Raw genomic sequence first — 20,628 nt, 5'->3', positions numbered from 1 at the left:
GCAGGTTATTTAAGCTCTCTTTTAATGGTTTCTACAATATAAGCTTCGATAATATCCCCCTCCTGGATATCATTAAAGCCGTCAATGGTAATACCGCATTCGTAACCCTGGGCAACCTCTTTGGCGTCATCCTTGAACCGCTTCAAAGAATCCAGTTTCCCTTCATGAACGACAATGCCGTCACGAATGAGTCTGATACCGCTGTCCCGGGTGATTTTGCCTTCAGTTACATAACCCCCGGCAATGGTGCCAATTTTGGAGGCCTTAAAGGTCTTCCGAACTTCCACATGACCCAGGATAACCTCTTTAAATTCAGGGTCCAGCAGACCGCTCATAGCCTTTTTAACGTCATCAATGACTTCATAGATGACCCGGTAAAGGCTGATACTGACTTTTTCCGCCTCGGCCACCTTGCGCACGCTCATATCGGGTCTGACATTAAAACCAATGACCAGAGCATTGGAGGCGGAGGCCAGCATGATATCCCTTTCATTGATGGCGCCTACGCCACTGTGGATAATATTAACCTTCACCTCATCGGTGCTTAATTTCTCCAGGGCCTGGGCCAGGGCTTCAATGGAACCCTGAACATCCGCCTTGACAATCATGGGCAGTTCTTTAATCTGTCCTTCCTGGATATACTTAAATAAATCATCCAGGGATATTTTGTTGGTAACTTTCAGTTCCTCTTCCCGCTTACGAATCTGCCGTTTGGCTGCCACTTCCCGGGCCAGTTTTTCATCCTCAACCGCCACCAGGGTATCTCCGGCTTCCGGCACATCGGACAAGCCCAGTATCTCTACCGGTGTACTAGGCCCGGCCTTCTTAACCCGGCGTCCTTTGTCATCAATCATGGCCCTGACGCGTCCTAAAACATGACCTGCCACAATAGTATCCCCAATTCGCAGGGTACCATTCTGCACCAGCACCGTAGCAACCGGTCCTCTTCCTTTGTCCAGTTCGGCCTCGATAACCGTGCCTCTGGCCATCCGTTCCGGATCGGCTTTTAGCTCGTTTACTTCGGCTACCAGCAGAATCATTTCCAGCAAGTTATCCAATCCGGTACGTTGTTTGGCGGAAACAGGCACGGCAATCACATCGCCGCCCCAGTCTTCCACCACCAGTTCATGCTGGGTTAGTTCCTGTTTTACTTTATCCGGGTTAGCCTCCGGTTTATCCACTTTGTTAATGGCTACAATAATTGGCACCTCAGCCGCTTTGGCGTGATTAATGGCTTCAATGGTTTGCGGCATCACGCCGTCATCCGCAGCAACCACCAGAATGGCAATATCGGTGATTTCAGCGCCCCGGGCCCGCATAGCGGTAAAGGCCGCGTGACCGGGAGTATCCACAAAGGTAATCTTTTTCCCGTTATGTTCCACCTGATAGGCTCCGATATGCTGGGTAATTCCCCCTGCTTCTCCGGCTGTAACATTGGTCTCCCGGATGGCATCCAAAAGGGAAGTCTTCCCGTGGTCCACGTGGCCCATAATGGTGACCACCGGCGGCCTGATAATGAGATTTGCTTCGTTATCCTCCGGTTCAGCCATTAAGATGGCTTCTTTATCTACCGCGACTTTTAATTCTGTTTCAACTCCAAATTCACCGGCAATAATGGTGGCGGTATCGTAGTCAACTTCCTGATTAATGGAAGCCATAATACCCATCTGCATTAATTTCTTAATAACTTCCGCCGCTGTTTTCTTTAATTTTTCAGCCAGTTCCTGAACCGTGATGCTTTCAGCAATTTGTATCGGTCTCTTATCTAAAATAACCGGCGCCGGGGATTTCTCCCTGCCTTTTTTACCTTTGTTATTATACCGGTTTTTATTTAATTTCTTGGCTTCTAAATTGCCGTCGGCCCACTGGCGGTCTTTTTCATAGTTCTTCCTGCGATCCCCTTTGGTTTTGTCGGGCGCCTTGGTGGGTTTGGGCTGTGTAACCTGTTCCGGCGGCTTGGGAATAGCCGGCGGCCCGGCAGGACGCCCTCCGGCCGGACGAGGACCTCCGCCTTGGTAAGGCGGTCTGCCCTGCCCACCATAAGGGGGTCTGTTCTGTCCGCCCTGACCACTGTAAGGGGGTCTCTGGCCTCCCTGCTGACCTGAACGGTCGCCATAGGGCGGTCTGTTCTGCCCGCCCTGACCACTATAAGGGGGTCTTTGGCCTCCCTGCTGACCTGAACGGTCGCCATAAGGGGGTCTGTTCTGCCCGCCCTGACCACTGTAAGGAGGTCTCTGGCCTCCCTGCTGACCCGAACGGTCGCCATACGGTCTGTTCTGCCCGCCCTGACTGGAACGGTCACCATAAGGCGGTCTATTTTGAGGTCCTTGACCGGGCGGACGAGACGGCCTGCCCTGGCCGCTTTGCGGCGGACGATCTCCCTGGGGACGGGGCCCCTGATTCTGGCGATTGCCATAAGGCGGTCTACCCTGGCCGCCCTGGGCGGGACGATCCCCCTGAGCTCTTCCTCCGCCTGGTTGACTCTTCGTCGCAGTACGGTTTCCCTCATTGGCCTGGGCGGTCATACCGGGTTTTTCTAAACGTTCCTCTGGTTGGCTTGAAGTTACAGGACGTTCCGTCTTTATATTTTGAGAAGTTTGCTCCTTGGCTTCACTTTTGGGGGCTACTTCCTGGACAGGCCTGTTGGGCGTTGATTTTGGCCGGTTGTCCTGGACGGAACGCTGCGGGGCCTTTGGTTTATCTTCATAACGCCTGTCTGGAGGTCGGTTGGGAACCCGATCCACCAATCCCGGTCCCTTTGCATTATCCGGCCTAAATAACTGATCTTTTTCTTTTCTGACTTCCATTCCTTGCCCCCTACTCCGCTCTGTTGATTTTCTTTCTTCTGTCACGGGAGATGTTTTTTTATTCTGTTCTCCCTGCTTGGTCTTGGCAAATTCTTTATAAACTCTTTGAATATCCTGATCTTCCAGGGCACTCATGTGAGATTTAACCACTACACCGATTTCACTTAACTTATGAATCAATTCTTTATTTTCTATGTTAAGCTCTCTGGCAAGTTCATGGACCCGTTTTTTTACCATACATCCACCTCCATCATTTTGGCAACCGTGAAAACTGTTACACCTCTCCCCTTTCAAGCGAGTGACTGATTCCTCTGGCAAAATTATCGTCTAATATTGCCACTGCAGCACGGGGAGATTTTCCCAGCGCCAACCCTATCTCTTCTTTGGTAAGAGCCTCCACCGTTAACAGATTGTGAGTCTTACCTAAACGAAGATATTCCTGCTTTATTCTTTCTGAAGTATCTGCAGCCACAATAAGCAATTTTACTTTTTTCTTGGCTATATTGGCCCGTACGGCAAAGTCCCCGGACACGGATTTTCCTGCCCGCTGACACAATCCTAATAATTGAAAAACCGGTCCATGCATTTATTTCATCAATCCCTGCCTGAGAGATTCAATTATATCTGGGGAAATGGCACACTCCAAGGAACGTTCCAATCGCTTGCCCTTAATCGCCTTTTGCAAACAGTCGGCATTAGGACAAAGATAGGCTCCTCGGCCGGATTTCTTCCCGGTGAAATCAATTTCAACCTTCTCTTCAGGGGTTCGAACCACCCGTGTCAATTCCCGCTTGGGCTTCATTTCCTGGCATCCTACACACATTCTAAGCGGAACTTTCTTGACCTTAGGCATTGCGGCTCCCCCTTATTTATCCTCTGAACGGCCTTGACTTTCATCCTCATAATCCTCTAACAGTTCCTGGTCCTCCAGGGAATAGTTGCTTGCAAACTCAATGTCGTCCAGGTTTTGTTCAAAAGTATCATATTCAGGATAAATCTCAGCCATCTGAGACTCACTTTTTATATCAATTTTCCAACCGGTCAGTTTGGCAGCCAGTCTGGCGTTCTGACCTTCTTTACCAATAGCCAGAGATAACTGATAATCCGGCACGATCACCCGGGCAACCTTTTCGTCTTCCCATACCTCCACCGCCACCACCTTGGCGGGACTGAGGGCAGAGGCAACAAACTTGGACGCATCGGGATTCCATTTAACAATATCAATTTTTTCACCGTTTAATTCACCGACAATATTTTGCACCCGCATGCCCTTAGGTCCTACACAGGCGCCTACAGGGTCAACATTTTCATCCTTGGAGTAAACGGCAATTTTGGAGCGGTAGCCGGCTTCCCTGGCAATGGACTTCAGTTCCACCACCCCTTCATGCAGTTCCGGGACTTCCAGCTCAAACAACCGTTTCAGGAGTCCGGGGTGGGTGCGGGAAACCAATATTTGAGGCCCTTTGGTAGTTTTCCGCACTTCTACAATATAGGTTTTCAGCCTCTCCCCATGCCGGTATTCCTCACCGGGCATTTGCTCCGAAGGGGTTAAAATGGCCTCTGTTTTGCCTAATTCAATATAAATATTTTTATTTTCAATCCGTTGCACCACACCGGTGAGGATATCCCCTTCCCGATTGGCAAACTCTTCGAAAATAATATTTCTCTCCGCTTCGCGAATGCGCTGAACCACCACTTGTTTGGCTGTTTGTGCGGCAATGCGGCCAAAATTGCGGGGCGTTACTTCGTTTTCCACCACGTCTCCCAGGTTAAACCGGGGGTCGATTTTTCTTGCTTCTTCCAGGTTGATTTCCAACCGGTCGTCCGTAACCTCTTCAACTACCGTACGTTGGGAGTAAACCTTGTAATCACCGGTATTCCTATCAATATGAACCCGGGCATTTTGCAGGGAACCAAAATTCCGCTTATAGGCCGATAACAAGGCCGCCTCAATGGCTTCCAGTAAAACATCGACGGCAATGCCTTTTTCCTTTTCAAGGTCTTTTAAAGCTTCTAAAAACTCGCTATTCACTTTTTGCTCCTCCCGTACTGAAATCAGAATTCCACTGCTAAACGTGACGCTGCAACTTTATCAAGGGGTATAACCATGGATTTTCCTTTAATGTTTAATTGAACTCCTGCTTCCGAATAATTTTCCAATTTTCCGGTGAAGGATTTGGCTCCATCAACGGGTGTGTAGGTGTTTACCATGATTAAATGTCCTTTAAACCGTTCAAAATCAGCAGGCTTTTTCAGAGGCCGTTCAATTCCAGGGGATGATACCTCCAAAAAATAGGCCTGGGGAATGGGATCCAACTCATCCAGCAGGGTGTCTATCTTTTCCGACACCATCTGGCAGTCATCTAAATCCACACCCCCAAGCTTATCAATATAAATCCGCAGGTACCAATTGCCACCTTCTTTTACATATTCAACATCCACTAGCTCCAGATGTTCTGCTTCAATAATTGGTTCTACTGCTGCTTTGACTCTTTCTGCGACTGTACCTTTAGCCAAAGAAAATCCTCCTTATCTATTTTTTACCTGGAGTAATACGAAAGAGTGGGAAAGACCCACTCCTCTACTGGCAAAAAATTACGCAAAAGAGAACATACTAAAAAACATATTAAGTATACCACGGAAACCATTTCTTGACAAGTACGGCCCTGCTGGCCAATGGATATAACTATGTTATCCCAATGGGATTCATTTATACATTTTTGTTCCCTTCATTTTCTTCTTTCTTCCTATATTGCACAAGTTCCGCCCGGAGGGTTTCAATATAACGGTTCATTTCTTTGATGTCACCATAAAGCTTAAACCGCCGGGAAAGACCAAAAAGCCAGGCAGCCAGCATTCCCGTCGCCGCCGCTCCCAGGATTACCAGCACCAGCGGAAAACTGGGAAGCTGCCAGAACAAAAAGTGGATGGTAATCTCCTCTGAATTTTGAACGGCAAATATGGCAATGGTCAAAAAAGCTACAACCCCCAGCGAAAGAACCCAGCGCATCAACAAACACCTCTACCTAGTTCATTCGTTGTGAATAGGAAAATTCCTTTTCTAAAAAAGACTTCCCCCGGACCTATGTCCTGAAAGAAGTCTTAGCATGGATTATTTATCCTCTGAGATAAAGGTGATTGGAGAAAATCCAGGGGCGGGGCCGGAATTTGCCCTTATAAACCTCCACCCTGTAAACTCCCGGTCCTGGATTAGGAAGCCTGAGTTTTTCCGTGGTGCATTGTGCATAGAGTGAACCGTTTTTAATGACCCGCAGATGCGCTTTGGCGGGCAGAACAATTTCCAGAACCATGGAAGGGTCGTAATCCACTTCTTCCCCCATGCGGCAGCAATGATCCCCAAAGTGGGCACAAAAGGAGAAATGATTTACCCGTCCGGCATAATGATTAACTAAATAACTACATCCTTTTTTGAGAGCCTGCAAAATCAAAACACGGTCCCGCTGAACATTTCCCAGCAGCGGCTTTTGAGTCATTACGTAGGTCCGCAGTGTTTTAAACTGGTGCACATAGCTGCTTAAAATGGTGGGCAGCCACCCCAGGTTTCTGCCTCCGTGGGCGTCCACCCCCGCGATGGCAGGCACCGGCCTTTTTTCTCCCAGCCTGTCCCACTCGAGCAAAGTCTTGGGATTCGGTGGTTTTAAAAAAGCCTTGGGAAATAAAATGTTTTTTATCAGACCGGATACCGATTGAAAGCTGCCCATCCATTGGGCGAAAAAATTCCATATCTCCAGGCCGTAATGCATTTCCATATCCACATTCCAATGATCCCAATGCATTTTGGCAGGAAATAAAGGGTTTTCCTTTTGATCCGGGTGGGCTAAAAAACCGAAGCCCCCCTGGCGGTATACCTTGCGCACATATTCCCTGGGTGAGATTTTATTGCTGGGAACCCTTTGCACATCGTAACATAAGAAATGGTTTCTTTGAGGAGTTATTTCCGACCCCACCAGCACTAAAACCCCGTGCAGATATTTCTCCCCCTCCCGGTACAGACCCGCCAGGGTATCGTGGTCATTAACCAGCACAAAATGAGCCCCTGATTTCAAAGCCGCTCTGGCGATGCCGGAAAAATCACTGGAACCATCGGAATAACAAGTATGAATATGTACTACTCCGGAATAATGATACATGGTTCACCTCATTAGAGAAATTCACACCCATTTCATTCTAAACGAATCTCATTCCCATGTATAAAGGTAATATCTTGAAATCTAAAAAAGAAAACACCCGGCAGGGTGATGGAATCCTCTTACAATTTTTACAGTATTTTAGACAGGGATCCGCCCTTGAGACAGTCCCCGAACGTACTTCCGAAGGCCGCGCTCTCTAAGACTCGACCGCAGCCAACTCTTCTTCTGCGGGAATATCTTCAACAGAAATGGTGGCAATAAAAGATTTGGAAATATACCCGCAAAAATCTACCGTGGACGGATCCGGGTCCACCTTGATGGTGACTCTTTTGCCCGGGTGCAAATTTTGATGATCGGCCAATATTTGTTCCATGATTTGATCAATTTGATCTTTGGATATGGAATGGACCATGGTTATCATTCAACTTCTCCTCTTCTTCCTGGGAAGGATTAATGGGTCAGAGCCAATATAAATAATTTAGTTAAATAAATCAATAGCAAAACAGAAATTTATTAAAAATATAAGATTGTGAAAAATCAAGGACCTAACTTAATTAATTTAGATTAAAATAGAACTCTTAAAATAATTAGGTCTAGAAAATCAAAGTTAAATGCTTTGATTGATTATTGGATGGTATTTATATAACTTTACCAAAAAAAGAGGTGAAGTCTTTTTATAACCGCCTATTGCGTAAATTCCGGACTCTGAAAAATATTTTCTCTCAAAACAGCTCGATATCATGTAGATATTTTACTAATATTCTTTGAAACAAACCTTTGATCCAAACCGTCTATTAGAAAATATAACTTATTTACATTAGATGTATATATATTTATTTTTAAATATTTTTTAAAAAAGAAATGAGCAGGGAAACAAGATCTACAAAATAGGGTTTTCATTAAAATAGGCTGCTTTCAAAAAGGGTATCATGCTGCACCATATACATTGACTAATTTTTATGGTTCCTCTTAATGGCTATACTATACAAAGCTCGCGATTAATTACTTTATTTTAATTAAATTTATGTAACCAAAAACAGACCCGGTCACAGAAAACAAACACTGTATACAGGCGGTGATCTTATGGAAAGAGAAAATTCCCCAATCTCCATGTCAGAAACTGAGTTTCTGCATTTATTATCATTAGCTAAAGAAAACGATTCAGAATCTATCCTTAAACTATTAGAATTTTTCAAGAAAGATATCTTGACATTAAGCAAATACATTAACACAACTCAGGAAGATGCCATACAAAGCATGATTTTGGGGTTGATTGAACTTTTTAAGAAACCAAATTAAATAAAAGAATAATTTTTAAATTCATGGCTCAATAATTTTCCCAGATTTGGACGACCGTGAGGTATTTCCCTCCCGTTTTTCCTTGAACATCAGGTTTTCCATGAGCCGCTTCTTTATGTAGTTTTTTGATCCATCAACAATTCCTATATCAAGTACAATAAAGCACTTCATATGTTAGACTCAGATTATTATGCGCTGTGAAAATGTCTAGTTTTCCGGCGTTTTTGTTCATTTTACAACTTATAACTGATATAGAATTTCCCCTAACATAGCCATTGATGATGTGGAGTACTACGCCTATCGTAAGCTGGAGAAATCGGAGATTTTGCATCCGGCTGCAGCAGCACACATTCTGGTTGAGCACTTTATCCAGTGCGGACAAAACCTAGATACTTGCACATTCGATATGGCAGATTGCCACAAACTACTATTCGCCAAATAAATCCGTTTACCGGATCTTCTCTACAAACTATCACCACTTGTGGTAAGAAAACTTCCTGAAGGTGAGGAAGTACTACAAAAAATAGTCTGTTGATCCTAGACAAGTGGATGTTCATCCCGGGGTCCCCGTCACCAGACATCCCGCCATCTCCTTTTCTCAGTTCAGTCTTAAGGGCTGGTATTCCAAAAATAGTTGAAAGTACTCTATTCGACTCCATCCTTGACCACACTGTTTACATCCTCTCTCTCATCATTGATAGGATGATTCGATGCGGCAACTAGATAGCCTAAGACGAATGCTTTTGAACCTGCAAAGCCCTGGTCAATTAATCTGAACTACCTGGATCGATTGCTGATAGGACTTTTCTCCCCACCCCAAGATACGCCCACCCCATCCTGCAACTAGAGGAACAAGACAAGCAAAACTTGCGGTGTTCCCAGAGAAACAATCGCGCCAAACAGATATCGTAAGATATAGTCCATTTTGGTGGATTCTACGATTTTTGATGCATTTTTTCACAACGCGCATGCAAATGGACTTCCTTATCTTATTTGACGTTATTGTCAATCAAGATTACGACATATTGGTCATAGTGAAGAAAAGTCACCTATCGAACGATCCGTCAGGTTTGTCGATCGTGCGAGAAAGAAATGGTTTAAGTTTCATAACTGGCTATGTTCCAAAAGAGATTACAGTGATAAAAGTAATCCCTGGATCATCAGACAGTAGCATGACCAAGAATGATAATCACAAGCCACTTAAGAGAAAAATAAGATTGAAACGAATATAATACTTTGTTGAGAAATTTGGATATGGGTATCATCAATTCGGGGCAATTGTGTAAAGCTATGGTGTAATCCTTTTCGCGATCTGATCTCTTTTCTGGTATGAGTAACCCAAGATATCATAAGATCGCTTGATGGGTTATTTTTTACAAAATTTTTTTACTGTCCAGCTATTAAGATATAAAGATGAAACCACCCTTTAGGGTTGTAAAATCGATCTATAAATCTCCCTATATTATAGAAGCAAAAAATAGGGAGGAATCAATATGGAAAAAGAATCTAACGCTATTCAATTTTACAGAGAAGAACTAAAACGAATTGCCTGGCGTCTACAATATAAGTCCAAGGTGACATTAAAACGTGAGCTGCCTTTAGAATTAGTGACCTGCTCCCCGAAAACTGGTCCAAAGGAAATGTTAGTCCTGATGTAGTATAACTAAGTCAGGAGGGGACAGTTATGAGAAAACGTTTCACCGAAGAGCAGATCATTGGAATACTTAACTCCCATGAGAATGGGATGCCGGTAGCTGACATTCTTCGGCAACATGGCATTAGCGAACAAACCTTTTATCGCTGGAAATCTAAATACGGCGGAATGGAAGCAAGTGATGCGAAGAAACTTAAGCAGTTGGAAGAGGAAAACCGCAGACTTAAGCTACTCGTAGGTGAACTAACCCTCGACAACCAGGCTCTAAAGTGGGTTATTGAAAAAAACAAGTAAAGCCTGCTCGCAAGCGAAAGCTTGTTAAAGAACTCCAAGATACTTTTGGTATGAGTGAACGCAGAGCGTGCAGGCTTGTTGGTATCGGACGCTCCAGTCATAGATATGTTCCTTCTACTTCAGAAGAGAACGAGGCATTGAAAACGAGAATATCTGAACTTGCCTTTAAGTGGCGTCGCTTTGGATATAGACGAATCCATGCCTTACTTCAGCGTGAAGGACAGAAAGTTAACCACAAGAAAGTATATAGGCTATACCGGCTTGCTGGACTCGCTGTCCGTCGCCGCAAAAGAAAACGTGTTCTCTCTGGAAGGGGCCGCCCCCCCACAGTTACGCCTCAACCGAATGTAAGGTGGTCTATGGATTTTGTTAGTGACTCAACAGCAACTGGGCAGCGATTTAGAGTTTTTGTAGTGATTGATGAAGCAACTCGAGAGTGTCTGGCCAGCGAAGTGGATACTTCAATAACAGGACGGCGTGTGACAAGAGTACTAGATAGAATTGCTATTTACAGAGGTTATCCCAAAGAAATCCTCTCTGATAACGGACCTGAATTTGCAGGACTGACCTTGAATCAATGGGCTTATGAACATAGGGTTATCCAACTGTTTATAGACCCCGGTAAACCAATGCAAAATAGCCATGTAGAAAGCTTTAATGGAAAACTCCGAGATGAATGCCTTAATGAACACTGGTTCAGAGGCGTAAGTGAGGCTCGTCGAATTATTGAAGAGTGGCGTCATGAATACAATACAGTTCGTCCACATAGCGGACTGAGCAACAAAACACCAGTAGAATATGCTACAGATCTGGCTAAAAAAACCTGTGAACAAATTTCGTGACTAACATCCCCTGTGGTACAAAACCTGGGGGCAGGTCATTAGATCACATTCACAGTAAAAATTTTACGGAGTATTCAGATAACAAGATATTCATACAACAGTTGATCAATTCTATTTCTTCTGATATTGGAAAGAAGATTATTAAAGAGATTTATTTTAATGACAAAACAGAAGCACAGGTAGCGAAAGAAATGAATATTAGTCAACAAGCGGTGAACAAATGGAAAACAAAGATTCTCCATTCTTTATATCAGAAACTGAGTTCCAAAACCTATTACCGTTAGCTAAAAATCATCAGAATCTATCCTTAATTTTAAAATTTTTTCACAAAAATATCTCAATATCATTTAATATGCTCGTACCTTTCAAGAATGCTCATACAATCATAATTTTTGCAATTAATTGGACTTTGCAAAAGATCAAATTAAAAATCCCTTACCAAGGAAAGGGATTTTTATAATTTTAGGTTGTATTTTTACTAGCTAGTTCACCTTATAAGTGAAGGGATCAACTGAAAAGAAATTTTAAGAGTCTGGAAACGGCTGTAAAATTTCTTCGTTTCCCAGTAATCTCTTTAAAATTCTAGGAAAGGGGGTGTTTGATTTGGCACTGTACGGCCCTGCATATTTTAATTTCTCAGATTATGTCTGGTCTCCTGCCGAACCGGGCAAGATTGTTTTAGGCTCAGGTGACACCGTGGTAGTACAATTTACAGTAAACGGTTCATGGTCATTTAGTGTACAATTGTATAATATCGACACTGGTCGTTGGACCGTCGCTAAAACTGCGAATTCTAGTAATCCGCAAGTTACTTTTACGGATATGCTCGCTGGAAATTATAGAGCATATATCAAAAATAATCTATCCGGAACATGGGCTGGCTATCTCTATATTCTTTGGTAGTTCTTTGATAAAGGAATGGCCTTCACCTACAGCGGTGTAGGCCATTTCTTAAATCAAAAATAAATAATATTTACTTATCATTATTTTCAACATTAAGTGGAACCGTGACGGCCAGTTGTGGTAAATGTGGGCAGTATTGTGTTTTACCTTCTTCATCATCTTCTATAGTCAAAACGGGTTCAACAATAATGGATTTTACGTCTTTAGATGGCGTATCACATTGGATTACTATATCCCAAACTTCTTTATCTCCAATTTTTTTTGCATGATGCTGTTGCTTGCCAACGTATTTCCCTGGACCTATGACCTGCTGGTTTGGTGTGTAAATCACAAAATTCATTCCTCTAAAACCTAGTTTATATTTTGGTTTGGTATTTTGGGGTAGTTGCTGGCGTACTTGCATCCAAATGGTGGTATCTACCGGTCCTTTGCTAACCTTATTGACGGTAAGTGTGACTCCATCATAAGTGCTGCTTACATTTTGTGGAAACAAAGTTTCAGTAGCCGCATCTATCGATTCACTAGAAACGGGAACAGACAGGGTCCAATTTCCTTTTATTGTACCTACTTGGTCAATAGAAATCGTCAAAGTGCCGTTCTGGGACATCTGATCTGCTGATAAGTCCCAATAACAATCACCACGGTACATATTCGTCGACACCAAAGAATCTCTGCCTATAGCACTTTGAAAAAAAAGCGGTTCATCGTTCAGTTGAATTTTCGTGGTTGTCAGGTTAATCTGTGGAAGATCAATTGGTTTATATTTTTGCGGAACTTCGATAATATAAATTAAAGATAACTTTCTACCATCATAATAGGCTTTGGGCACAGTCACAGTAATTTCTTTATCTGTTGCAGATGTAGTAGCCTTTAAGGCATATTGGTCTAGTTTTGGGTAATTAAACGAGTATAAATCACCGATGAGTGGTATTTTCTGCAATGCTGAAGCTACAATAGGTGAAACGAATCCTAAAGTGCTAATAACTACAATTAGTACTAATGCGGCACTAGTTCCATAGACGAGCAGACGACGTTTCCAATGAGCCACTCTACGTACGTGTCTATAGTCTTGTTTTACTTGTTCCCATGTCGTCTTGGATACATTAATATGCGCAGCATCTTTTACTAATGCTTTATGGAATATATCAGACATATTTAAAATACCTCCTTCTTAAATGTGTCAACTAAAATTGACACCTCGAGACAGTTGTTTGGTTGGTTTAGGTTGTCATATCTCCTTCTATCGCTTGAGAGAGTACCTGTCGTGCTCGATTAAGTCGATATTTGAGCTTTCCTAATTTCCATCCGGCGGCTTTAGCGGCTTCCGCCTCTGTGCATCCAAGAAAGTGTACCAATACAATGGCAATTCTTTCTTTATATGAAAGTTGTTTCATAGCCTCGTCAATAAGCATTCGATGTTCAGACTGTAGAATATCGTTACTTTGATTTGAAAGGTTAATTTTATCAATGTTTAGAAGAAACTTTCGTTTACGCACTCTGTCCAATGCTGTGTTAACTAAAATTCGGTAAAACCAACCTCTAAATGTGCGTATATCTTGTAGTTGTTCCCGATGTATATAAAGTTTAAGGAACGCATCTTGGGCTACTTCCTCAGCATCGTGTTGATGCCTAAGAATCAGCCAACAGGTTCGAACAGCTTGGTCCCAACCAAGTCGGAATAATTCTTCATATGCTTTCTCATCCTTAAGGCATACGCGTTGGATAATTTCCTCTGGTATATCCACTTAATTCACTTCCTTTTATAACTAAGACGTTAGAAATAAAAAAATAGTAGGATTGAAATAAAATTTTTTTACTTGTAACTAGATAAGAAAAATACTGTACAAGTTTGAATAAACAAAGGAACCACTCGGTATCGTAGTGGTTCCTTTGTTTTTAGTTTGGATTTTCCAGTAACCTCGTCACAGGCCGGGATTTTCTTTTATCTATCTTTCGTCCAGAGCTTTAAATTGGTAGCCCTGCTGCCGGCATTCCTCAATGAGTGAAGGCAGCATTTCCGCATTGGCCTTATTAACTGCATGCAGGAGAATCAACGCGCCGTTATGCAGCCGTGACATAACCATGGTCTGGTGCTCCTGGGGTGTTCCGGCATCGGGGATCCAGTCTTTCATGGCCACACTCCAAAATACGTTGGTATAACCCATTTCCCTGGTTATTTTTAATGTTCTGGCACTGTATTCGCCCATGGGCGGCCTTAAATAGCTCATTTCCCGGCCGGTTAACTGTTTATAGGCATCGCTCAGGCTTGTCAGTTCCTTGCGCAAGGTGGCATCGTCCACCGAGGGCAAGCTGGGATGATGATCCGTATGGTTGCCCACAACGTGCCCTTCATTGGCCATCCTTTGCACCAATTCAGGATTCCTCCTGATATAATCCCCGGTAATGAAAAAGGCGGCTTTTACATTGGCTGCTTTAAGGGCATCCAGGATCATTGGGGTATAGCCGTTTTCATAGCCTTCGTCAAAGGTTAGATAAATATTTTTTCCGGAGGTATCCCCATGATAAATACCCTGATACTGATCTAAAAGTTCTTTTCCTTTGGCATTTACTTCGGGCAAAAGGTGTTGGTCATTGGGCTTAAAATACCAACTGTATTTCTCATTGGAAACATCCTGGGCCTTTGTGGTTTCCGCGGGGATGGCAGGCTTTTGCTGATCCTCCGGCGCCTCTGCCGCCGGCTTTTCGGTCTCTTCTTGTTGCTTTTGGGGTAGCTCAGCCTGTTTGTTCTCCGTTGATTGCCGTTGTTCTTGTTTCGGTTCCGCACCTACCGGCGCCGGGGTCCGGTTATCTACGGAGCGGGAATATAAGCAGCCGGATCCCAGGAGCACCAGGAACAAGGTCAACAGCAGGGCCATCTTTTTATGGGTTTTCGTCATCTTAAGTCCTCCCGGTTATTTTTTACGGTGCTATCATTATGACCACAGACCGGTTATTTCAGTCATATCCCAATGCCTTTGGCATATATAACTACGGGACCTTTTTGTGCAACCCGCCCAACCATAGCTGTAGAAAAGTATACTTTCCGGGAGGACAGGTACTTATGATCGTTCATATTCGCCGGACACGTCTTGTTCAAGTAGGCTTCCTTGTCACCTTCATGTTCGTTTCATGGTTGGTTACAGGTTCCTTTGTCCGTCAGGATTTGCTGGAGTGCCCCGAGGGACAGGTAATGGTTTGTTTTAAGTTTCTTACACCCATGAAACCTTCCGCGGTTAACCGACTGGTCATCGAAAGGTTCACCGATGGACAAAGGGTCCCTTTCCATCACCACTGGGTTACCGCCAATACCCTTCATATTTCCTTCCCGGAGCGGGAATATCCCAGAGGACTCCGCTACAGGTATCAATTTAAGATGGCCTCTTCCATGATTTGGCCTTTTTATGTCTGGTCCTCCGGCGAATGGCAATCCCGGGTTAAACTAAGATTCATCGGCATTGAAAACCAGGATGCAGTACCCTCCCGGGGACCCGTGGTGCTGCAATTCAATACCCCGGTTCAGCCTTCGCAACTGCCAAAACACATTATTCTCCCGGAACCGGGAAAACTGGAACCCTTCATAAATAAGCAAACCAAAGAAAGCGACTTTAGCCGGTGGCTCTATTACCCGGATCAAAAAATGAAAAACCGGTTCCGGTATACCCTGGAGATTAAAAAGGGGCTCTCCAGTCTGGCCGGTGATGCCTTGACGCAAAGCCAAAAGGTTCAATTTTTAACCAGTCCCGAATTCAATATCCAGCAAATGCAGCCAAAACCAGGTTCTACCGGCATCTGGCTGACCCGAACGGTCTCTTTTACCGTCAACCAGCCTCTAAAAAGGGCGGACATTGTCATTCCGGGCCTGCGGGGACAAAGCAGGATTAACGGAAACCAGGTATCCTTCATGGCTGAGAGAGTTATGCTGCCCGACACCACTTACTCGATAACCGCAACCTTAACCTCTGTCAGCAATGAAGTGATCACCTATCGGGGTTCCTTCCATACCACCAATCTGGGAAACAACCGTTGGGTTGAATTGAAACTGGGCCCTTCGCCCGCCTTGTGGGTCTATCAAGGCAATAAAATCACCCGCTCCTTAAAGGTTAACCTGCATCCACGGAACAATATCCCTATCGGAACGCTTTACGAACAGGATCGCGGAGTCTCCACTGCCAAGGCCGGCGCCCCCCTGCCCTGGTTCAGGTTAAACGCCGATATCCTGCTGCATGTTTTACCGGAAGGTTTTGCAGACATCCATGCTTTACTGGGCCTGCCGGCCTCTTACAGTTGCCTTTACCTGCGGGAAAAGGATCTGGATTGGCTGATCCGGTACCTGCCCCCCGGCTTCATGCTCATCGCCCATGAATAAAGGTCCTTAAAAGAGCGCCATTTGATCGGAAGCCTGGAGGTGACGAAGGCAGCCGTGCTCCTGAAGCACCTCAATGACCGTCTTGGAAACCCTGGCCCGGTTGCGCAGATCATCAATGGAGGTAAAGGGCGCTTCTTCCCTGGCCGCCACAATACTTTGCGCCGCCGTCCTTCCCACCCCCTGTAAGCCTGCAAAGGGTGAAAGAAGGCCCTCAGGGGTAATAAGGAATTTGCTGGAATCGGATTGTTCCAGGCTTACCGGCAGCAGTTTATAGCCGCGGCAGTTCATTTCCAGCACCACTTCCAGAATAGTCAGGAGGTTTTTTTCTTTCTGGGAGGCGGCGTTTCCCTTTTCTTCAATCTCTTCAATGACTTGCCGTAATTTTCCCGGTCCCTGAACCATCAATTCCGCATCAAAATCATCCGCCCGTACGGAAAAATAAGCGGCATAAAAGGCTTCAGGCTGGTGCACCTTGAACCAGGCGATGCGGAAAGCCATCATCACATAAGCGGTGGCGTGGGCCTTGGGAAACATATATTTAATCTTTTGGCAGGACTCAATATACCATTGGGGAACCTGGTGGCTCCGCATAATTTCGGCATCCTCTGCCGTTACTCCTTTTCCCTTGCGGACTCCCTCCATGATTTTAAAAGCCTGTTTGGGAGGTAATCCCTTATAAATCAAATAAACCATAATATCGTCCCGGGCGGAAATGGCCTCGGACAATCGGCAGGTTCCCGCCCTAATTAAGTCCTGGGCATTGTTCAGCCACACATCGGTACCATGGGAAAAACCGGAGATACGCACCAGTTCCGAAAAAGTGGTGGGTTTGGTATCCACCAGCATCTGCCGCACAAACTTGGTGCCAAACTCGGGAATGGCATAGGTGCCCACCGAAGACCGCAGTTCCTCCGCCGTCACTCCCAGGGCTTCTGTGGAAGAAAACAGGCTCATGGTTTTGGGTTCGTCCAGGGGAATCTCCCGGGCGTTGATCCCCGTAAGATCCTCCAGCATACGAATCACCGTTGGATCGTCATGGCCCAGAATATCCAGCTTTACCAGGCTGTCATGAATGGAATGATAATCAAAGTGAGTGGTAATGGTATCGGACTTTACATCATCCGCAGGCCGCTGCACCGGCGTAAACATATGCACGTCGGCATTGGAGGGCACCACCATCAGCCCGCCGGGATGCTGGCCGGTGGTTCTCTTTACGCCGGCACAACCGGTTACCAGTCTTTTAATTTCGGCATTCCTCTTTTTAATATTTCTTTCGTCCAGATAGTTTTTCACAAAACCAAAGGCGGTTTTTTCCGCAATGGTGCCAATGGTTCCCGCCCGGAACACATGATCCTTGCCGAATAATTCTTCCGTAAACTTGTGGGCTCTGGGCTGGTATTCACCGGAGAAATTCAAATCAATATCCGGGACCTTATCTCCCTCAAAGCCTAGGAATACTTCAAAGGGAATGTCATGTCCGTCCTTCACATAGCCAGTACCGCAGTGGGGGCAGGCTTTGTCCGGCAGGTCGGCCCCCGACCCGGCGGAACCGTCCTGAAGAAATTCGCTATGCCGGCAATCCGGGCAGCGGTAATGAGGCGGCAAGGGATTGACCTCGGTGATGCCGGTAAAAGTGGCCACCAGGGAGGACCCGACGGAGCCCCTGGATCCTACCAGATAACCGTCATCCAGAGACCTTTTCACCAGCTTATGAGCAATCAGATACAACACGGCAAAACCATTGCCAATGATGGATTTAAGCTCTTTATCAACCCTTTGCTGCACCACCAAGGGCAGGGGGTTCCCATACAACTCCTCAGCCCGGGCCAGGGTCATATCGGTAATCTGCTGCTCCGCCCCTTCAATACAAGGGGGATGAAGCTGGTCCGGAATGGGTTTAAAGGTTTGAATGGCCTCCGCAATGCTGCGGGGATTCCAGATAACCACCTCTTCCGCTGTTTTTCGCCCAAGATAAGAAAAGTCCTTCAGCATTTCTTCGGTGGTCTTAAAATAAAGGGGCGCTTGGTTATCGGCATCTTCAAATCCCTTGCCCGCCATCAAGATACTGCGGTAGATGCCGTCCTCCGGATTCATGAAGTGCACATCCCCGGTGGCCACCACCGGTATGTTTAACTGATTCCCCAGGTCAACAATCCTTTGGTTCAATTTTTTCAGGTCCTCCAGACTATTGACCTGACCGGAACGTACCATAAATTCATTGTTGCCCAGGGGTTGTATTTCCAGATAATCATAAAAGGAAGCGATCTCTTTCAGTTCTTCCGGCGAGACCCCGGACAGCAAGGCCTGATATAACTCGCCGGCTTCACAGGCAGACCCGATCAATAGCCCCTCCCGCAGTTTCACCAGTTTTGATTTGGGAATTCGCGGCTGCCGGTGAAAATATTCAAGATGGGATAAGGAAACCAGTTGATAAAGATTTTTTAATCCCTTTTCATCTTTAACCAGCAAAGTAACATGCCTTGAGCGGAGTTTTTCGTGGCTGATTTTATGGCCTAAATCATTCAGGGATTCCAGATCTTCGGCATTCTTTTGCAGGGCTTTATTCATTAAAATTTGCCACAGTTTGCCGGTGGCAGCCGCATCATCCACCGCCCGGTGGTGATTGGCCAGCTCGATTTTAAACTCTTTCACCAAGGTGCCCAGCTTATGATTCTTCAGTTCGGGGCATAAAGCCCGGGCTACCCCCAAGGTATCAATGACCGGATGGCGGACTTCATCATCCAGATATTTAGCAAATCCTACCCGCAGAAACCCCAGATCAAAAGAAGCATTATGGGCCACCAGGATGGCATCGCCAATAAAGCTGCGAAATTCGGCCAGGGCCTGGGCCGGTTCCGGGGCATCTTTGACCATTTCCGGAGTAATCCCCGTAAGCTTGGTTATCTCGTAGGGAATTTCCCGGCCGGGTTTCACCATGGTGCCAAAGCGGCCTGTCTCTATTCCGTTTAGAAATTTAACAGCACCAATTTCAATAATATCATCCTTTTGCGGCGAAAACCCGGTTGTCTCAAAGTCAAACACAACGTATTCCCGGTTATTTAACGGGACATTCTTTTTAAGATTAAAAACCAGCGCAGCGCCGTCATCAATTAGATATCCTTCCAGGCCAAAAATGAGTTTAATACCGGCCTTTTTGGCAGCGGCATAGGCCTCGGGGAAGGCCTGAACCACACCATGATCGGTAACGGCCACGGCCGGGTGTCCCCAGGCCGCCGCCTGCTTCACCGCTTCCGCGGCACTGCAGACACTGTCCATAGAACTCATCCGGGTATGTAAGTGCAGCTCCACTCTCTTCTCCGGCGCCAGGTCCAAACGCACCGGCATGCTTGCTCGATTGATATCGTAAGCCATCAGGGTTAGTTCCTGGGTAAACTTATCGTACTGAACCGGTCCCCGGACCAGGATCCACTGCCCTTCCTTCAACTGCTCGGCGGTATCCGCATCTGTTTCTTCCAGAAATTTTTTTACTTCAATGGAGTCGGTAAAGTCCGTCAGATGAAAGGTCAAAATTTGCCGGCCGGTTTTCAACTGTCTGATTTCCAGGCTAAAGATCTTACCCTTCACCACCGCCTGGCGCTCTTCTTCCTGGATGGTTTTAATGGGCACCGCTTCGCCTTTGATGGGTCTGCCCAGGATAACGGTATCGTCCTGAGCTTTTTCCTTACTGGCAGCCCCGTTCTTTTGTTCCTTGGGAACCACCGCTTGTTCAGAGGCCAGTTTCTCCAGCAGGGCTTGCTCCAACTGATCCTGTCTAGAACACCAGTCCTCCTCCGAGTAGGATTGAGGTTTTAAATCAAAAACAATTTTTGCTTCAACCGCAAAATTTCTTTTAATCAGGTTTTTAAGAAAGAGGTCGCCCTCTCTGCTTTTTAGCAAATCCAGACTAACCTCATCCGGCAGGGTTACCGTCAGGCAGTCCTTTTCCCAAAACCATTCCGTCTGCTCCAGCCAACCCCGAACAACCGGATATTGCCCCGCCAATTGTTCCTGAAGAAATCTTATATCCGGTTCTTGGCAAGGCATTATCCTTGGGCAGTGGAAGTCAATTTCTAAAACAACCGGCCTCGGTGTAAGGGGTTCCAGGGCCGCTTTGAATTGGTTTTCTACTTCACGGGTCAAAGGTTTATTTAAAAAGATTTTTAATTTCCATTGCTTCTTTTGTGTATTGACAACAACCCCGACAACCTGCATTTGCTTTGCAATCTTGGTTAAGTCGGGATTTATTTTGGATGGATCTAAAACTTCTACTAAAGAAACGGTCAAGTTAACCCCCCCAGGTGAAAAGCTGAAG

At 45.4% G+C, this 20,628-nt stretch carries 17 protein-coding genes; 5 read left to right on the top strand and 12 right to left on the bottom strand.

The annotated features are described in order from the left end of the window. Positions 1 to 5: 5 nt before the first annotated feature. The 8 genes from infB to DESRU_RS09620 form a co-directional block, all read right to left on the bottom strand. Positions 6 to 3,044: a translation initiation factor IF-2 gene (gene infB / locus DESRU_RS09655; RefSeq protein WP_013841921.1), complete on the bottom strand. Its 3,039-nt coding sequence runs from the start codon at positions 3,042 to 3,044 to the stop codon at positions 6 to 8. Between the two features lie 37 nt (positions 3,045 to 3,081). Beyond that, the gene (locus DESRU_RS09650; RefSeq protein ID WP_013841920.1) at positions 3,082 to 3,393 is read right to left on the bottom strand and encodes a L7Ae/L30e/S12e/Gadd45 family ribosomal protein; all 312 of its coding nucleotides are present in this window, start codon (positions 3,391 to 3,393) and stop codon (positions 3,082 to 3,084) included. Further along, on the bottom strand, positions 3,394 to 3,660 hold the full coding sequence (gene rnpM, locus DESRU_RS09645) for an RNase P modulator RnpM (protein WP_013841919.1): 267 nt from the start codon (positions 3,658 to 3,660) through the stop codon (positions 3,394 to 3,396). 12 nt (positions 3,661 to 3,672) lie between these two features. Next, positions 3,673 to 4,839: a transcription termination factor NusA gene (nusA, locus tag DESRU_RS09640; RefSeq protein WP_013841918.1), complete on the bottom strand. Its 1,167-nt coding sequence runs from the start codon at positions 4,837 to 4,839 to the stop codon at positions 3,673 to 3,675. Positions 4,840 to 4,862: 23 nt separating this feature from the next. Next, on the bottom strand, positions 4,863 to 5,324 hold the full coding sequence (gene rimP, locus DESRU_RS09635; RefSeq protein ID WP_013841917.1) for a ribosome maturation factor RimP: 462 nt from the start codon (positions 5,322 to 5,324) through the stop codon (positions 4,863 to 4,865). Between the two features lie 193 nt (positions 5,325 to 5,517). Continuing rightward, a complete protein-coding gene (locus tag DESRU_RS09630; RefSeq protein WP_013841916.1) occupies positions 5,518 to 5,817 on the bottom strand; it encodes a LapA family protein in 300 nt (99 codons plus the stop codon). A gap of 106 nt (positions 5,818 to 5,923) precedes the next feature. Beyond that, entirely contained in the window at positions 5,924 to 6,958 is a 1,035-nt protein-coding gene (locus tag DESRU_RS09625) for a CehA/McbA family metallohydrolase domain-containing protein (protein ID WP_013841915.1), read from the bottom strand. A 196-nt stretch (positions 6,959 to 7,154) separates the two neighbouring features. Beyond that, complete coding sequence (locus DESRU_RS09620) at positions 7,155 to 7,379, bottom strand: hypothetical protein (RefSeq protein WP_013841914.1); 225 nt, start codon at positions 7,377 to 7,379, stop codon at positions 7,155 to 7,157. 662 nt (positions 7,380 to 8,041) lie between these two features. Between DESRU_RS09620 and DESRU_RS09615 the strand changes: the two genes are divergently transcribed. The 4 genes from DESRU_RS09615 to DESRU_RS09585 all read left to right on the top strand — a co-directional run bounded on the left by DESRU_RS09615 (position 8,042) and on the right by DESRU_RS09585 (position 11,950). Further along, positions 8,042 to 8,257, top strand: coding sequence for a hypothetical protein (locus tag DESRU_RS09615; RefSeq protein WP_013841913.1), 216 nt, complete (start codon positions 8,042 to 8,044; stop codon positions 8,255 to 8,257). Between the two features lie 1,493 nt (positions 8,258 to 9,750). Next, positions 9,751 to 9,915: a hypothetical protein gene (locus tag DESRU_RS20845; RefSeq protein ID WP_187290633.1), complete on the top strand. Its 165-nt coding sequence runs from the start codon at positions 9,751 to 9,753 to the stop codon at positions 9,913 to 9,915. Positions 9,916 to 9,941: 26 nt separating this feature from the next. Further along, a protein-coding gene (locus tag DESRU_RS09595; RefSeq protein WP_143758753.1) for an IS3 family transposase occupies positions 9,942 to 11,047 on the top strand; the annotation gives its coding sequence in 2 pieces (ribosomal slippage) (positions 9,942 to 10,191 and positions 10,191 to 11,047; 1,107 coding nt in all). 603 nt (positions 11,048 to 11,650) lie between these two features. Continuing rightward, the gene (locus tag DESRU_RS09585) at positions 11,651 to 11,950 is read left to right on the top strand and encodes a hypothetical protein (protein WP_041275364.1); all 300 of its coding nucleotides are present in this window, start codon (positions 11,651 to 11,653) and stop codon (positions 11,948 to 11,950) included. A gap of 70 nt (positions 11,951 to 12,020) precedes the next feature. Here DESRU_RS09585 and DESRU_RS09580 read toward each other — a convergent pair whose 3' ends face one another. The 3 genes from DESRU_RS09580 to pdaA form a co-directional block, all read right to left on the bottom strand. Then, positions 12,021 to 13,103: a DUF4179 domain-containing protein gene (locus DESRU_RS09580; protein WP_013841912.1), complete on the bottom strand. Its 1,083-nt coding sequence runs from the start codon at positions 13,101 to 13,103 to the stop codon at positions 12,021 to 12,023. Between the two features lie 67 nt (positions 13,104 to 13,170). Then, positions 13,171 to 13,695 carry an RNA polymerase sigma factor gene (locus tag DESRU_RS09575; protein WP_013841911.1) on the bottom strand — a complete coding sequence of 175 codons (525 nt, stop codon included), beginning with the start codon at positions 13,693 to 13,695 and terminating at the stop codon, positions 13,171 to 13,173. Between the two features lie 201 nt (positions 13,696 to 13,896). Then, positions 13,897 to 14,847 (bottom strand): delta-lactam-biosynthetic de-N-acetylase, encoded by a 951-nt coding sequence (gene pdaA / locus DESRU_RS09570; RefSeq protein WP_013841910.1) that lies wholly within the window; start codon positions 14,845 to 14,847, stop codon positions 13,897 to 13,899. Positions 14,848 to 15,011: 164 nt separating this feature from the next. On the opposite strand from pdaA, the gene DESRU_RS09565 reads away from it, so the two are divergent. Next, the gene (locus DESRU_RS09565) at positions 15,012 to 16,316 is read left to right on the top strand and encodes an Ig-like domain-containing protein (RefSeq protein ID WP_013841909.1); all 1,305 of its coding nucleotides are present in this window, start codon (positions 15,012 to 15,014) and stop codon (positions 16,314 to 16,316) included. Positions 16,317 to 16,322: 6 nt separating this feature from the next. On the opposite strand, the gene DESRU_RS09560 is transcribed toward DESRU_RS09565, so the two are convergent. After that, entirely contained in the window at positions 16,323 to 20,600 is a 4,278-nt protein-coding gene (locus DESRU_RS09560) for a PolC-type DNA polymerase III (RefSeq protein WP_013841908.1), read from the bottom strand. Between the last annotated feature and the right edge of the window lie 28 nt (positions 20,601 to 20,628).

Origin of the sequence: Desulforamulus ruminis DSM 2154 (assembly GCF_000215085.1) — a bacterium.
Classification (GTDB): domain Bacteria; phylum Bacillota; class Desulfotomaculia; order Desulfotomaculales; family Desulfotomaculaceae; genus Desulfotomaculum; species Desulfotomaculum ruminis.
This window is presented reverse-complemented; position numbering and strand designations above follow the sequence as displayed.